We start from the raw sequence: 13,980 nt of genomic DNA, 5'->3' as shown, positions 1-13,980 counted from the left end.
GCCGCGAACCGGGTCCGCGAGCGCAAGAGACTTACCGCCGCCACCCGTGTGAACTGTACGCATGGATCTTCGCGTTCAGGGGGACGTTCCTCCCGACCCGTTTCTCGGCGCCGCGGACCTCTTCGAAACCGAGCGCTCCGTGGAGGCGCCGGTCCGCGTCGTGGTCCGCGAGGACCCCGACGAGCGGACGTGGGCCGGCCACTACGACGACCACCACGTCCTGAACGTCTCCCGGCGGGCCGCCACGAGCGCGATGGCGCGCGAACTGGCGATCCACGAGCTCGCGCACATGGCCCGGTACGAGGAGGGACACCCCTCGCACCTTCAGTCCACGGAGGAGGCGTTGTACCTCGGTCTCTCCGGTGAGAAGGTCGAGCGCCGCAAGCTCGCGCACTGCTACCAGATCGCGAACCACATGAAAGACATCTACGCCGACGACATCACGCTCTCGGTGGCGCCCGCGAACAAGCTCCTCGGCTTCCTCGAATCGACGCTGGCGGCCGCGGTCGCGGACCGCCCCGACGTGTCTCGTACCGGTTCACCGCCGGTGACGGCGGGCGCCGACCCGGAGATCACCGCCGTCAACGCCGCATTCGCGCTCGCCCTCGTGGAGCGACACGACATCGCTGGTCCCGACCACCGCATCTACGACCTCGCGCGCGCGGCCGGCAGCGACACCGACGCCGTCGACGTGGACGCGTTCAAAGCACGGTTCCTGGACCTCGGTCACGACCCCTCGGAGAGCGACTACCGGAAGGCGCTCGTCGCGGCCGCCCGCGCGTACGCCGTTTGAAAGCCGGGGAGGCGTGGGGCTGTGGTGCGGCAGGAGGTTTGGCGGTGGTCTTCGCCGCTTCGGTGATGGCTGTTTATAAGTGAACGGCTGGATCTTCTGGTGTTCGTACTGACAATCGCGGTCAGCTACCCACAGACAATCGCATCGAACTCCGAAGATGTCGTAGGCCGCGACTATTCCGCGTCGTTCCGAGCGGGCCCGCCCTCGCCGTCCGTCTCCGCCGCCTCGCTCTCGTCGGTCAAGTCGGTGGCCTCGACCGGGGCGCTCGAGTCCGCCGCCCCCGCGTCGCCGTCGAGGACCGTCACGCGCGCGGACATGATGCGGGTGTTGTCGACGCGCTCGATACGGATCCGGATCTCGTCGAACTCGATCTCTTCGCCCTCCTCGACGAGGCGCCCGGCGCGGTTGAACACGAAGCCCGCGAGCGTCTCGAACTCCTCGCCCTCCGGGAGATCGATCCCGAGGATCTCGTTGACCTCGTCGATGTTCACCTCGCCCTGGACGACCGCGACGTTGTCGTCGACGAACTCCACCGGCGCCTCCTCGTCGCCCTCGAGGATCTCGCCGACGATCTCCTCGACCATGTCCTCTAAGGTGATGATCCCCTCCGTGGTGCCGAACTCGTCGATGACCGTCACCATCTGGAGGCGGTTCTCCTGCATCTCCGCGAGCAGCTCGTCCGCGTTCTTCGACTCCGGGACGTGGAGCGTGGGCTTGACGACGCGCTCGAGGGAGGGCTGGCCCTCGGAGTAGCGCAGTTCGCGGACCAGATCGCGCACCGTCACCACGCCGATGATGTTGTCGAGGTTCCCCTCGTAGACGGGGACGCGCTCGTGGTCGGCCTGGATACACGTCTCGATCGCCTCCTCGACGGAGTCCTCCTTCGCGACCGCGGTGACGTCGAGCCGCGGCGTCATCACCTCCTTGGCGATGGTGTTGTTGAACCGGAAGATGCGGTCGAGCATCTCCCGCTCCTCCTCCTCGATGACGCCCTCGCGCTCGCCCGTCTCGATGATGTCCTGGATCTCGTCGCGGGTGACGTACGTCGACTCGATGGCCGCCGAGCCGCCGATGACGCTGTTGACGCCCTTGACGATGTAGTCGAAGAGGACGACGAGCGGGTAGAGGGCGTACTCGGAGGCCTTCAGCGGGCGGGCGATCCGCAGCGCCCACGACTCGGTGTTCTCGACGGCGTACGACTTGGGTGCGCTCTCGCCGAAGATCAGCACGAGCGTCGTGATCCCGAAGGTCGTCGCCAGCACCGACTGCCCCCGCGAGAGGTAGATCCCGAACAGCGCGGTGGCGATGGAGGTCATCGCCACGTTGACGATGTTGTTCCCGACGAGGATCGTCACCAGCAGGCGGTGGGGGTTCTGTTTCATGTCGCGGATCGTCTTCGCCCCCGTCACCCCCTCGTCGACGAGGCTATCGATGCGGTGTTGCTGCAGCGAGAACATCGCGATCTCGGACGAGGAAAAGAACGCCGAGAGCCCGATGAGAAGCATAATCGCAACGACACCGAGGGCGGTCACGACCTCTTGACCCGGCATCGGTATCTGGAGGACATCGACCACCGGCGCACTAGACGACAAGCCCATGTTCGTTTGTCATCCGTCGGCCCGCGATTAAAGCGTTCCCTTCGACTAACCCGGAAGCGACCCGACCGCCGCGGAAACGGTCGCCGTGCCGCGCACCCGAACGCGCCCACCGGTGCGCGCGGTGCCCCGAATCGTCGCCGACTCGGATCCGCCGACACCGAGGGTGCCGCTGCCGACACGATTACCCGTCTCGCGGGCGAATCGCGAGGCATGACCGAGCCACAGATCACCCTGTACCGGCTCCAAGCGTGTCCGTACTGCGAGCGCGTGGTCCGGACGCTGAACGAACTCGACGTGGCGTACCGCTCCCGATACGTCGAGCCGATGCACTCGGAGCGCAACGTCGTCAAGCGCGTCTCCGGCGCGCGGAGCGTCCCGGCGATCGTCGACCGCGAGACGGGCGTGACGATGTCCGAGAGCGCGAACATCGTCGAGTACCTCCGCGGCACGTACGGCGACGCGGCGGCCGACGGCGGCCGCGCGGTCGACGCCGAGGGAGGTGCCTGAGATGCCCGACTTCGACGTCGTCTCTCTCCCGGAGACCGACCACGTCGAGGAGGGCGACGCGGCGCCCGACTTCACCCGCCCGCTCGTGAACGGCGAGTACTGGGAGGACCGCTCGCTCGCCGACGTCGTCGACGGGCCGACGCTCCTCCTCTTCCACCCGATGGACGGCGCGTTTCAGGGGACGTACCTCTACAACACGGTCGACGACCACAGGTGGAGCGACGAGGTCGACGTCCTCGGCGTCTCGATCTCGACGCCGTACGCCCACAAGCGCCTGCTCGCCGACCGCGGCGACGGCGTCCGCATCTTCTCTGACCCGGGCGCGGGCGTGATCGAGGAGTACGGCCTCGCGCACGACATCGACGGCATGACGGGGGTCACGGAGAGTCGTCCCGCCGTCTTCCTCCTCGACGCCGACCGAACCGTCGAGTACGCGTGGGTCGCGGGCGAACACCCCGCGTTCCCCGACGCCGAGGCGATCGACGACGCGGTCGCGAACCTCGTCGACTGATACCCTCGCGCTCCGCGGCCGCGTCGTCTCCCGGCGGGCGTCGGTGGGGGCGGCAACGTCCACTCGTCACGCTTTTTCAACTCGGCACCGAATAGCCGCACGTGACCGCCGATACGAGCGACGACGGACCGGACCGATCCGACGAGCTGCGCGCGGCGGCCGCCGCCGTCGACCGCGGCGACCTCGTCGTCTACCCGACCGAGACGGTGTACGGGCTCGGCGCGGACGCGCTCGATCCCGACGCCGTCGAGCGCGTCTTCGACCTGAAGGGCCGCGACCGGTCGAATCCGCTCTCGCTCGGCGTCGCGAGCGTCGACGACGCCCTCCGCCACACCCGCCCGACGGAGCGGGCGGTGGCGTTCGCCCGGGCGTTCCTCCCGGGGCCGGTGACCGTCGTCGTCGAGCGCGGCGACGGCGTGCCGGACGCGCTCACCGCCGGCCGCGACCGCGTCGGGATCCGCGTGCCGGACCACGACCTCGCGCGGGCGCTCATGGCCGAGACCGGTCCCCTCACGGCGACGAGCGCCAACGTCTCCGGGACCGGCAGCGTCACCGACCTCGGCGACCTCGACGACCGGGTCCGCGACGGGGTCGCCGCCGTGATCGACGGCGGCGAGACGCCCGGCACCGAGAGCACGGTCGTCGACCCCGAGGCGGGGACGATCCACCGCCGCGGGGCGATGGCGGGCGCCATCGAGGCGTGGCTGGCGGACCCGCCGGTAGACGGGTAGAAGCGCCGGCGAGAAGCGGTCGGCGCGTTAGACGGAGAGGTCGCCTTTCGCCTTGATCACGTCGAGGTCCCCGGCGTCGACCGTCTCGACGTCGAGCCAGTGGGGGACGTACTCGCGTTTGTCGTAGGCGTCGCGCTCGTCCTCGGTGCCGACGGTACACCATAGCTGGGGCTCGTCCGGGCCGTGCCAGCCCCCCTGGACGTTGATACCGAAACAGACCAGCTCCTCGCCGTCGTGCTCGATCACCGCGTCCTTCCGGATGTCGGGGTCGCCGCGGATGATGAGGTGTTTCATGTGCCGGCGTTTGCGTGTTCCGGGCTTAATCGCTTCGATACCGCGAATCGACGGGCGTCGGGGCGCGACCGCGAACGTCGATTCCGATCAGCCGGAGTAGTAGTACTCGCCGTCGCGCTTCTGCTGGCTGTCGAGCTGTGAGCCCGGCTTATTGATCCGGGGGCGTCCGGTGCGCTCGTCGCGGCGGAAGGTGATCTCGAGGTCGGCGAGGAACTCGTTCATGCCGTCGCGCATGTCCTGCGGCGGCGCCGCGCGGCCGCGCTCGGCCGGCTCGCCGTCGAACACCATCAGCCGGTCGGCCAGCAGGTCGATCATGTAGATGTCGTGGTCGATCACCATCACCGTCGCGTCGTGGTTTTCGGCGTACCGGCGGATCGCCGTCGTCGCCCGGATGCGCTGCTCCACGTCGAGGTGGGCCGAGGGCTCGTCGAGCAGGTAGAGATCGGCGTCGTCGGAGAGACAGGCCGCGATGGCGACGCGCTGACGTTCCCCGCCAGAGAGATCCGAGAGGTTCTGCTCCATCACGCGCTCCAACTGGAGGGGCTGGGCGATCTCGGTGTTCCAGTAGGAGGAGCCGAACTCGTCGGTGATCGACGAGAGGAACGCGTCGACCCGCATGTGCTGGTCGATGTCGATGTACTGCGGCTTATAGGAGATGTCGAGCGCGAAGTCGAGCTCGCCCTCGTCGGGCTCCAAGTCACCCGTGAACAGCTGCGCGAGCGTGGACTTCCCGATCCCGTTCGGGCCGACGACGCCCAACACCTCGGAGCGGTTGATCTCGCCGCCCTCGACGCGGAGCTCGAACTCGCCGTCGCCGTACGACTTCCGCAGGTCCGGGTACTCGATCAGCGTCTCGCTCCGGGAGGCGACCCGCGGCGCGTGCTCCTCGAAGGTGATCGCCGACGGGCGGATCCGCATGTTCTCGTTGTCGAGGTACCCCTTCAGGTACTCGTTGATCCCCTTCCGCACCGACTTCGGGTCGGTGATGACCCCGTACGCGCCGGGCTCCCCGTACGCGACGTGGAGGGTGTCGGCGAGGAGGTCGAGGATGGCGAGGTCGTGTTCGACGACGAGCATCGACCGGTCGGCCGCGTCGTCGTCGGCGAGCTCGCGGATGAGCCGGGCGACGATCATCCGCTGGCCGATGTCGAGGTACGGCGTGATCTCGTCGAGGAAGTAGAAGTCGGCGTCACGTGCGAGGCACGCCGCGATGGCGACGCGCTGGAGCTCGCCGCCCGAGATGGAGTCGATGTCCTGGTCCATCACCGGGCGGATGTTGAGGCGGTCGACGAGATCGTCGAGCGCGCCGCGCTCGTCGGTCCGCTCCAGGAGTTCGCGGGTGTTCCCGTCGAACTGGTTCGGGATCTGGTCGACGTACTGCGGCTTGCGCGCGACCGTCACGTCGCCGTCGCGGAGCGATTCGAGGTAGCTCTGGATCCCGGTGCCGCGGAAGCGGTCGAGGACGCGCTCCCAGTCGCCGTCGGCGGCGTGGTCGCCGAGGTTCGGGACCATCTCGCCGGCGAGCGCGTGGACGGCCGTGGACTTCCCGATCCCGTTCGGACCGAGGATACCGGTGACGCTGCCCGGCTCCGGCGTGGGGAGGCCGTACAGCGAGAAGGCGTTGTCGCCGTAGCGGTGGACCGGGTCGTCGTCGAGTTCGGAGGGGAGGTTGATGATCTCGATGGCGTCGAACGGGCAGGAGTTGACGCAGATGCCGCACGTCTCGCCGAGACAGATCTCCTCGGAGATGTGGATCTGGTCCGGATCGCCTTCTTCGGCGTCCTCGCCGCGCTCCGTGATACACTCCTTGCCCGTCCGGTTGGGCGGGCAGTCCTTCATACACTCGTAGTTACAGCGGTCGGGCTGACACCGGTCGAGGTCCACGACCGCGATACTGTCGTCCGCCATCTCAGACCCCCAGTTCGACGCCGGACGTCAGGAGGACGGTGTAGCTGATGAACCAGAGGGTGAACGTGAGAAACGCGACGTAGAGGTTGTCTTTGACGCCGAAGTCCCCGACGCCGACCGCTTTAAATATCGGGTACTGCGCGATGACGAACGCCCCGAGCACGAACACCGCGGTCGTGCTCGCGGCGGAGGCCGGATCGGTGCCGACGTAGACGGCCGAAACGACGCCGGCGGCGATCCCGGCGAGACAGCAGATGGTCGTGACGACCACGCCGCGCGCGTGGTCGGAGAGGCCCGAGTCGTCGCTCATGCCTTCGGATCCGCGAGCGCCCGTGAAAAGCCGTTCGTTCCCGCCGCCGGCCGCGACCGCGACGGGAGTACCGCGGGGACATCCGCCGGGTCGGTCCGGCGCGCGTCGCCCCGGCCGAGGCGCGCGCGAGCCGAATCGCTGACTGACTGGTCAGTCCAGCGGGGAGAAATAGGGCCATATTGCCGGTTTGTACCGCGGAAAGCGGCGTATATCTCCGGTATGCGGCGGTTCAGCGGCAATGCTCCATCAACATTTATGAGCGTGTGCGGTTTCGAATCGTAACGATGGAAGGAACTCAAACGGAGGGCCTCGACGACCTCCCGCCGAGCGCCAAACTCGTCTTCAAGGTGCTCGAGTACAACGGACCGTTGACCCAGAAGGGGATCGTCCAGGAGTCGATGCTGTCGGCCCGCACCGTCCGGTACGCGCTCGAACGGCTCGAGGGGATCGGCGTCGTCGACGAGGACGTCTACTTCGCGGACGCCAGGCAGAACCTCTACAAGCTCACGGAGCCGGCTCAGGAGTTCACCGCCGACGAGAACGAGGCCTCCTGTACGGCCGACTGACGGGATCTTCCGATCGTCGGTGCGGTTCCGATCGCCCCCCTTCTCGCGGCGGCCCGATGCGGTCCCTATGACTCCGGACGCTCCGCGCCACGTGCGCCGCTGACGGCGGTCGCGATCGTGAGGACGACCGCGACCGACAGCGCCGAGGTCGCCGCCAGCACGAACGCCAGCAGGAGGAACCAGACGTCCGGTCCGAAAAGCGGGTACTCGCGCGTGTCGATCACGGGGCCGAGCAGTTCGAGGGTCCTGACGAGGTACAGCAGGACCGCGAGCAGCGCGCCAGCCGCCGCCCCCACTCGGACGTTGCGGTAGAACGACAGCGACTCAAGGAGAACCAGCATCGGGGGCTTCGAACTGTCCTCGCTCACGGGTAGCCGTACGGTCGGCGGCCGCAAAGAGTCATCGGAACGCGACCGAGGCCCCCGGAAGCGGGGGGCGACGAGGCCGATTCGAAGCGGACGGGCGGCCCGTTGACCGAGCCTCGACGACACGGGGAGAGGATATCCTACACGATCGAAACGGACGTATGAAGGCCTGACAGCGTCAGTGACAGTCGTAAAGTGGATCGGCGGGAGAGGAGGCGTATGGCCAAACTGGTGCTGTCCGCGTTCCCGATGATAGACCCGGAGACGTACCGCGAGGTGCTCGCGGACGCGGTCGACGAGCCGGTCGAGATCGAAGTCGCGGAGCTGGGCTCGACCGAGCGGCTGATCGACGCGGCCTCGGGGGCCGACGCTGTTGTCACCGACATCAACACGCCCGTCACGGAGGCGGCGCTCGACGCCACGGACCTCGACGTCGTGGTCCGGTCGGCGGTCGGCGTCGACAACATCGACGTGGAGGCGGCCGCGGAGCGCGGCGTCACCGTCACCCGCGTCCCGGACTACTGTACCGACGAGGTCGCGACGCACTCGGTGACGCTGCTCCTCGCGTGCCTGCGGTCGCTGAAGCCGTACGACGACGCCGTCGCGGGCGGCGGGTGGAGCTGGGAGGCCGGCGCGCCGATCCGGCGCGTGAGCGCGTCGACCATCGGGCTGCTCTCGTTCGGGCCGATCGCGCAGCGCGCCGCCGAGCAGCTCTCCGGGTTCGACGCGGACCTCGTCGCGTACGACCCGTTCGTCGGTGCCGACGAGATGGCCGAGTACGGCGTCGAGGAGGTCGATTTCGAGGCGCTGTTCGACCGGGCCGACCACGTCGGCGTCTACGCCCCCCTGACGGACGCGACCCGGGGAATCGTCGACGCTGACGCGCTGGCGCGCCTCGACGAGGACTCGGTCGTCGTCAACGTGAGTCGCGGTCCGGTCGTCGACGCCGACGCGCTGCTCGACGCCCTGGAGGCGGACGAGATCAAGGCCGCCGGCCTCGACGTGCTCGCCGAGGAACCGCCGGAGGACGACCCACTCGTCGGGCGCGACGACACGGTCGTCACGCCGCACGCGGCGTGGTACAGCGAGGAGGCGAAGGACGACCTCAACCGGAGCGGCGCGGCGGACGTGGCGGCCGTCCTCAACGGCGAGACGCCGGCCGGCCGGGTCGACCCCGACGCGGACTGGCTGTAGTTCGGCGCCGTCGACGGCGCAGGTGCTCCGTCTACAGGCGGTCGAGGGCGTCGAAGTCGTCGTCGTCCGAGTCGCCCGCGTCGTCGAGAACCGGGGAGTCGCTCCCGCCGTCGCCGTCGGGGTAGTTCGCGTCGAGCCCCGCGGCCAAGCCGACCCCGAGGTCGTAGGTGTCGCGGACCGTCTGCGCGAGGACGCCGTCGCGGTCGAAGACGACGTAGACGGCGACGAACTCGTACTCCGCGGGGCGCAGCACGAACACCTCCCGCGGGTCGTCGTCGTCCCGCGAGTCGTTCACCCGCGCGACGAGCGGTTCGATCGGGAGCCGCCCGGTTCGGACCTCCTCGAAGGTGTCGCTGCCGGGCGCATCGGCGAAGAGGTAGAGCGCGCCGTTCGGATCGCCGTCGTTCGACCGGGTCGTGATCGAGCCGACGGGCTCGCCGTCCGCGCGGATCTGTCGCCACGTCTCGACGGCCGCCTCGAACATCCCCTCCACGTCGTCGGCGAAGCGGAACCGGGTCTCGCGGACGACCTCGACCTCGCGGAATCGCGCGGAGCCGTCGGTCCACGCCAGCGTCGCGTCGACGACGAAGCCGGGACGGAGCGCGTCGACGGCGTCCGCGAGGTCGCCGTCGTATCCCTCGGCGGTGGCGTACAGCGGGTCGTACCGGTCCGCGGCGTCGGGGTCCGTCGGATCGACCGGCTCGTCGGCGAGTTCGACGAGGACGAACTCCTCGGCGTCGTCGACGCCGCTCCGAGCCGCGTCGTCGTCGATGTCCGGCCGCTGGCGCCGGTCGTGGACGCGGAACCGGCCGCTCGTCGTCGGGTTCATGCCCGAGGGAACGGGTGGCGGGCGGAAAAGACGGTCGGAAGCGGGCGCCGAAACCGGCGTCGGCCGACCGCGGATCCGTGTCGTTATGGGGCGGGCGGCCCAATGAACCGGTAAATGGGGATCCTCGAGGACAAGTCGAACGCCCGGCTCTTCTACAAGTACCTCTCGAAGGTGTACGACCAGATCAACCGCTTCAACTGGAACGAGGAGATGCGCGCCGAGGCGCTCTCGTGGCTGGAGTTCGGCGACGACCCGACGGTGCTCGACGTCGGCTGCGGCACCGGGTTCGGCACCGAGGGACTGTTAGAGCACGCCGACGACGTCCACGGCCTCGACCAGAGCGTCCACCAGATGGAGAAGGCGTTCGAGAAGTTCGGGAAACACGACCGCGTCGACTTCTATCGCGGCGACGCCGAGCGGCTCCCGTTCCGCGACGACGCGTTCGACGTGGTCTGGTCGTCCGGCTCGATCGAGTACTGGCCGAATCCCGTCGAGGGGCTCCGCGAGCTCCGCCGCGTCGCGAAGCCCGGCGGACAGGTGCTCGTCGTCGGTCCGGACTACCCGAACAACCCGATCCTCCAGCGGGTGGCCGACGCGATCATGCTGTTCTACGACGCCGACGAGGCCGACCGGATGTTCGAGGCCGCCGGCTACGAGGAGTACGAACACCACATCCAGCAGGCGACGCCGCAGAGTCCGCGAGCGATCACGACCGTCGCTCGCGTTCCCGGCGGCGACGGAACGGACGACGGGTCGGGTTCGACCGCCGCCAACGCGGAACCCTCGGCGCCCGACGCCGAGTGAGAGCGCGGTTCCCGCGTCGCGCTCGCTTCAGCCCGCTTCGACGGACGCCTCCAGCGACGCGACCGGCTGCCCGTCGGCCGTGATGTCGACGGTGACCGTCCGGCCGGGTTCGAGCGTCGGATCGTTGGTGTCCGCGACGCGGAACGTCGCCGTCTCCCCGACGCGCAGCGTGTCGTCGCCGGCGGCGTTGAACGGACCGGTCGGCCCGGGGTGAAACCCGGCGGCCGAAAAGAACGGGAGCGGCGGCTGTTCGTCGAGCGGTTCGCCGTCGATGCTGACGCGGATCGTCACGGCCGAGACGTCGATCGGGTCGCCGCCGCGGTGATCGATCGCGATCCGATCGTCGGTCGCCGACAGCGACAGCACCGCCGACGGCGGCACCGTCGCGCTGGGACCGTCGAGCGCGGCGGCCGCGACACCGCCGGCCAGCACGACCGTGATCGCGATGAGCAGCACGCCCGCGACGGGCGCCATTCCCCGGCGGCGACGAGCGGCTGGTGGCACGGCGGTCCTGCGGCGGTTCCGTACAAAAGGGTCGGCCCGGGCGGCGGCGAGCGGGGGCGGAAACGCGGGCCGGAACGGGCGGTCCGGACCGGCGGAGACGATCCGGCCGACCGGTCACTCGTCGCCGACCGGCCTCGGGGTCGTCAGGGGTTCGATGTCGTCGAGAACGACGACGTACGGCTCGTCGACGACCGTGATCCGGTACGGCTCGGCGGGCGAGAGCGTCCGAACGACGCCGGCCCCGTCGGTGGTGCCGATCGCCCGACTGTCTCCCCCGCCGACGGACTTCGTGACGGTGACATCGGGGACCGGTTCGCCCGTCTCGTCGTCGAGGACGGTGACGGTCACCGGGCCGCCGGGGTAGGTCCGCTCGACGGTGACGTTGAACCCGTCGCCGGATGCGGTGACCGGTTCGCTGTCGGGGAACGCTGTCAGGCCGACCCGCTGGTGTTCGACGAACACCTGTTCCGTCCCGCCGCTGACGAACGTCTGGAGGGTGCCGAACTCGTGCGGGATCGTGATACGCTGGACCGAGCCCGCGCCGAACGCGTCGGGCTGGCGGAGCGCGGCCGTCTCAGGGTAGGCCGCCTCGGTCATCTCGATGGCCGCGTCGTTCGAGATGTCGCTGCCGCCGCGGTCCCAGCGGCCCGTGCGGAAGACCTCGCGGACGTACTCGTCCTCGACGACGGTCGCGAGCACGACGGCGCCCTGGCTCGACGCGACGTAGATGTCGCTCGGGGCGGACTGCCCGCGGGCGATGGCGAGGGCGCGGTCGCGGACCGGCCCCTCGTACACCTGTAGCGCCACCTGAAGCTCGTCGAGCCGACCGGGAGAGCTGAAGTCCTCCGTCGCGTCGGCGAGCGCGTCGATCGCGTCGAGCCGCTCGTCGTACTCCTTAGCGGTCGCCGCCACACGGACGAGTTCGTCGAGCAGTTCGCGGTCGGTGATCTCGCCGTCGGCGTGCGAGCTGAAGGCCTCCGACTGGCGGCTGTACAGCGCCACCTCGGCGCGCTCGACGCGGTTGATCTCCGCGAGGATCTGCTGTTGGCGCTCGACGTTCGTCTCGGTGCGCTCGATCCGGTCGACGACGGCCGCCGTCTCGAAGGCGGCGTCGGCGTCGGCGGTCGCGAACCCGAGCGACGATCCGAGGTCGGGGCCCCGGGTGGACGTGCTGACGCGCGTCGCCGCGCCCGACGGCGTCGAGAGCGTCCGGAGCGTGAGGTTCGCCGTTTCGATCTGCGGCGCGAGTTGGCTGGGGGTCGACGGGGAATCCGCCGAGGAGGCGAGATCGACGGACCGTGACGGGGATGTGGAGGGCGAGACGGGATCAACGGACTGCGCCGGGCCGGAAGGCGGGACGGAGGCGGCGGGCCGCGCCGGCTCTGAGGCGGGCGAAGCGCCGTCGGAGGCGGCGACGCCGGGGCCGGCGACGCCGGCGACCGGCGCCACGAGCAGCAGGACCGCGACCGCGGCGATCGGGAGGGCTCTCATCGTCTGCTGGTTCGCCCCGCGATACAAAAAATCCACCCACTGCGGTCGGTCACCGGCGCCGTGCGGGTCGGTGTCGCGGTCGACGGCGCGTCCGGCCGCGGACGTGAGTGGGAGTTCGACCGCGTTTCCCGTCGAAAAACAGCGTATGGAAAGCGTTTTGCCCGGCGCGCGAGTGGCCGGAGACGTATGCGGAACCCCGCCCTGCGCGCGTTCTTGGTCGCGATCGTCGCGCTCGCGTTGCTCGCGAGCGCCGGCGGCGCGGTCACCGGCGCGACGACGGCCCCCTCTCCCCTCGACGCGGAGGTCGCCCCGAACCACGCCGGGCCGCTCGACGGCTCGACCGACGTTCGGGGGTCTCTCGGCGGGGAATCAGCGGTTCGCCAACAGACCGACGACGCGATCACCTCGCCGTCGACGACCCGTATCCGACTCGCGTTGAACCCGGACCGGAGCGCCGACTGGACCGTCGCGGTGCGGTACTCGCTGGCCGACGAGAACGAGACCGACGTGTTCCGCACGGCCGGCGAGCGCTTCCGCGGCGGCGAGATCGGGCCGAACGCCGCGCTGTTCGAGGGATTCCGTCGGGAGGCGAGCCGCACCGTCGACCGGTCGATGTCTATCGAGGGCGTCGAGCGGGAGGTCGAGGTGTACGAGGACCCGAGCGAGTTCGACGTCGCCACCGAAGACGCCGTCGCCGTCGGTGAGTTCCGCCTGCGGTTCACCTGGACCGAGTTCCTCGCACAGGACGGCGAGAGCCTGATCCTCGGGGACGCGCTGACGACGCCGGGCAACGAGACGTGGCTGCGTAGCCTCGAGGCGAGCCAGACCCTGGAGGTGGCGACGCCGGAGGGGTACGCCGTCACCGGAACGCCGAGCACCGCCGTGACGCAGCTCTCCGACGGCGACGTGATAATCGAGGGCCCCCAGACGTTCGAGAGCGGCGACCCGGTACGGATCGTGTACGAGCCCGCCGGGGCGGGCGCTCCGTGGGGAATGCTGGCGGCCGCGATACTGCTCGGGGCCACGCTCATCGCCGGCAGCGTCGTCGGGTACCGCCGGATCACCGCCGAGGAGGACATCTCGGACGAGTCAGCCGCGACCTCCGAGACCGCGGACCCCGGCGGCGCCGACCGGAAGCCGATCGGTGCCGGCGACGGCGGTCCGGAAGACGACGGTTCGGGGGACGACCCCGGCGATTCCGTCGGAAAGGGGGAGGACGGCGACGACGGGCCGGACCTCTCGCTGCTCTCGGACGAGGAACGCGTCGAGCGGCTCCTCGACGAGAACGGCGGCCGGATGCGGCAGGCAGACATCGTCGCCGAGACCGGGTGGTCGGACGCGAAGGTCTCGCAGCTGCTCTCGGCGATGGCCGACGAGGGGCGCGTCGAGAAGCTCCGACTCGGCCGCGAGAACCTCATTTCGCTGCCCGACGGCGAGGACGAGACGGGCGGCGACGGCGAGGAGTAGGCGGAAGCGGCGACACCGAGGAGACAGCGACGGCGGCGACAGCGCCCGTTCGAGCGCCGAGCGCTGACCCGCGGAAGCGGAAACCGCCGGTCCGTCCTCGCCCGTTCC

At 69.7% G+C, this 13,980-nt stretch carries 16 protein-coding genes; 8 read left to right on the top strand and 8 right to left on the bottom strand.

Annotated elements, in window-relative coordinates:
* Positions 1-61 precede the first annotated feature (61 nt).
* Positions 62-793 carry a DUF5781 family protein gene (locus tag EXE47_RS05165; protein WP_086215909.1) on the top strand — a complete coding sequence of 244 codons (732 nt, stop codon included), beginning with the start codon at positions 62-64 and terminating at the stop codon, positions 791-793.
* 173 nt (positions 794-966) lie between these two features.
* Here EXE47_RS05165 and EXE47_RS05160 read toward each other — a convergent pair whose 3' ends face one another.
* On the bottom strand, positions 967-2,391 hold the full coding sequence (locus EXE47_RS05160; protein ID WP_094552624.1) for a hemolysin family protein: 1,425 nt from the start codon (positions 2,389-2,391) through the stop codon (positions 967-969).
* Between the two features lie 210 nt (positions 2,392-2,601).
* Here EXE47_RS05160 and EXE47_RS05155 point away from each other — a divergent pair, with 210 nt between their 5' ends.
* The 3 genes from EXE47_RS05155 (at position 2,602) to EXE47_RS05145 (ending at position 4,140) form a co-directional block, all read left to right on the top strand.
* Complete coding sequence (locus EXE47_RS05155; RefSeq protein WP_089308014.1) at positions 2,602-2,898, top strand: glutathione S-transferase N-terminal domain-containing protein; 297 nt, start codon at positions 2,602-2,604, stop codon at positions 2,896-2,898.
* Between the two features lies 1 nt (position 2,899).
* Positions 2,900-3,409: a redoxin domain-containing protein gene (locus tag EXE47_RS05150; RefSeq protein WP_137708074.1), complete on the top strand. Its 510-nt coding sequence runs from the start codon at positions 2,900-2,902 to the stop codon at positions 3,407-3,409.
* Positions 3,410-3,510: 101 nt separating this feature from the next.
* Positions 3,511-4,140 (top strand): L-threonylcarbamoyladenylate synthase, encoded by a 630-nt coding sequence (locus EXE47_RS05145; RefSeq protein WP_049931465.1) that lies wholly within the window; start codon positions 3,511-3,513, stop codon positions 4,138-4,140.
* Positions 4,141-4,167: 27 nt separating this feature from the next.
* Here the strand turns inward: EXE47_RS05145 and EXE47_RS05140 are convergent, their stop codons facing one another.
* The 3 genes from EXE47_RS05140 to EXE47_RS05130 form a co-directional block, all read right to left on the bottom strand.
* Positions 4,168-4,434, bottom strand: coding sequence for an HAH_0734 family protein (locus EXE47_RS05140; RefSeq protein ID WP_049931464.1), 267 nt, complete (start codon positions 4,432-4,434; stop codon positions 4,168-4,170).
* Positions 4,435-4,521: 87 nt separating this feature from the next.
* The gene (locus tag EXE47_RS05135; RefSeq protein WP_137708073.1) at positions 4,522-6,342 is read right to left on the bottom strand and encodes a ribosome biogenesis/translation initiation ATPase RLI; all 1,821 of its coding nucleotides are present in this window, start codon (positions 6,340-6,342) and stop codon (positions 4,522-4,524) included.
* 1 nt (position 6,343) lies between these two features.
* Positions 6,344-6,652, bottom strand: coding sequence for a hypothetical protein (locus tag EXE47_RS05130; RefSeq protein ID WP_086215915.1), 309 nt, complete (start codon positions 6,650-6,652; stop codon positions 6,344-6,346).
* 284 nt (positions 6,653-6,936) lie between these two features.
* On the opposite strand from EXE47_RS05130, the gene EXE47_RS05125 reads away from it, so the two are divergent.
* On the top strand, positions 6,937-7,218 hold the full coding sequence (locus tag EXE47_RS05125; protein ID WP_049931461.1) for a helix-turn-helix domain-containing protein: 282 nt from the start codon (positions 6,937-6,939) through the stop codon (positions 7,216-7,218).
* A gap of 65 nt (positions 7,219-7,283) precedes the next feature.
* On the opposite strand, the gene EXE47_RS05120 is transcribed toward EXE47_RS05125, so the two are convergent.
* Entirely contained in the window at positions 7,284-7,559 is a 276-nt protein-coding gene (locus EXE47_RS05120) for a hypothetical protein (protein ID WP_049931522.1), read from the bottom strand.
* A 243-nt stretch (positions 7,560-7,802) separates the two neighbouring features.
* Between EXE47_RS05120 and EXE47_RS05115 the strand changes: the two genes are divergently transcribed.
* Positions 7,803-8,777, top strand: coding sequence for a C-terminal binding protein (locus tag EXE47_RS05115; protein ID WP_086215917.1), 975 nt, complete (start codon positions 7,803-7,805; stop codon positions 8,775-8,777).
* Positions 8,778-8,808: 31 nt separating this feature from the next.
* Here EXE47_RS05115 and EXE47_RS05110 read toward each other — a convergent pair whose 3' ends face one another.
* Positions 8,809-9,606 carry a DUF6663 family protein gene (locus tag EXE47_RS05110; protein WP_086215918.1) on the bottom strand — a complete coding sequence of 266 codons (798 nt, stop codon included), beginning with the start codon at positions 9,604-9,606 and terminating at the stop codon, positions 8,809-8,811.
* A gap of 114 nt (positions 9,607-9,720) precedes the next feature.
* Between EXE47_RS05110 and EXE47_RS05105 the strand changes: the two genes are divergently transcribed.
* Positions 9,721-10,410: a methyltransferase domain-containing protein gene (locus tag EXE47_RS05105; protein WP_049931458.1), complete on the top strand. Its 690-nt coding sequence runs from the start codon at positions 9,721-9,723 to the stop codon at positions 10,408-10,410.
* A gap of 27 nt (positions 10,411-10,437) precedes the next feature.
* On the opposite strand, the gene EXE47_RS05100 is transcribed toward EXE47_RS05105, so the two are convergent.
* Together EXE47_RS05100 and EXE47_RS05095 are read right to left on the bottom strand one after the other, a co-directional pair.
* The gene (locus EXE47_RS05100; protein ID WP_086215919.1) at positions 10,438-10,884 is read right to left on the bottom strand and encodes a type IV pilin; all 447 of its coding nucleotides are present in this window, start codon (positions 10,882-10,884) and stop codon (positions 10,438-10,440) included.
* Between the two features lie 144 nt (positions 10,885-11,028).
* Positions 11,029-12,405: a hypothetical protein gene (locus tag EXE47_RS05095; protein WP_049931456.1), complete on the bottom strand. Its 1,377-nt coding sequence runs from the start codon at positions 12,403-12,405 to the stop codon at positions 11,029-11,031.
* 186 nt (positions 12,406-12,591) lie between these two features.
* Here EXE47_RS05095 and EXE47_RS05090 point away from each other — a divergent pair, with 186 nt between their 5' ends.
* Positions 12,592-13,872 (top strand): hypothetical protein, encoded by a 1,281-nt coding sequence (locus EXE47_RS05090; protein WP_089308018.1) that lies wholly within the window; start codon positions 12,592-12,594, stop codon positions 13,870-13,872.
* Positions 13,873-13,980: the final 108 nt, after the last annotated feature.

Source organism: Halorubrum sp. GN12_10-3_MGM (genome assembly GCF_005435235.1).
In the GTDB taxonomy this organism is placed as follows: Archaea; Halobacteriota; Halobacteria; order Halobacteriales; family Haloferacaceae; genus Halorubrum; species Halorubrum ezzemoulense.
This window is presented reverse-complemented; position numbering and strand designations above follow the sequence as displayed.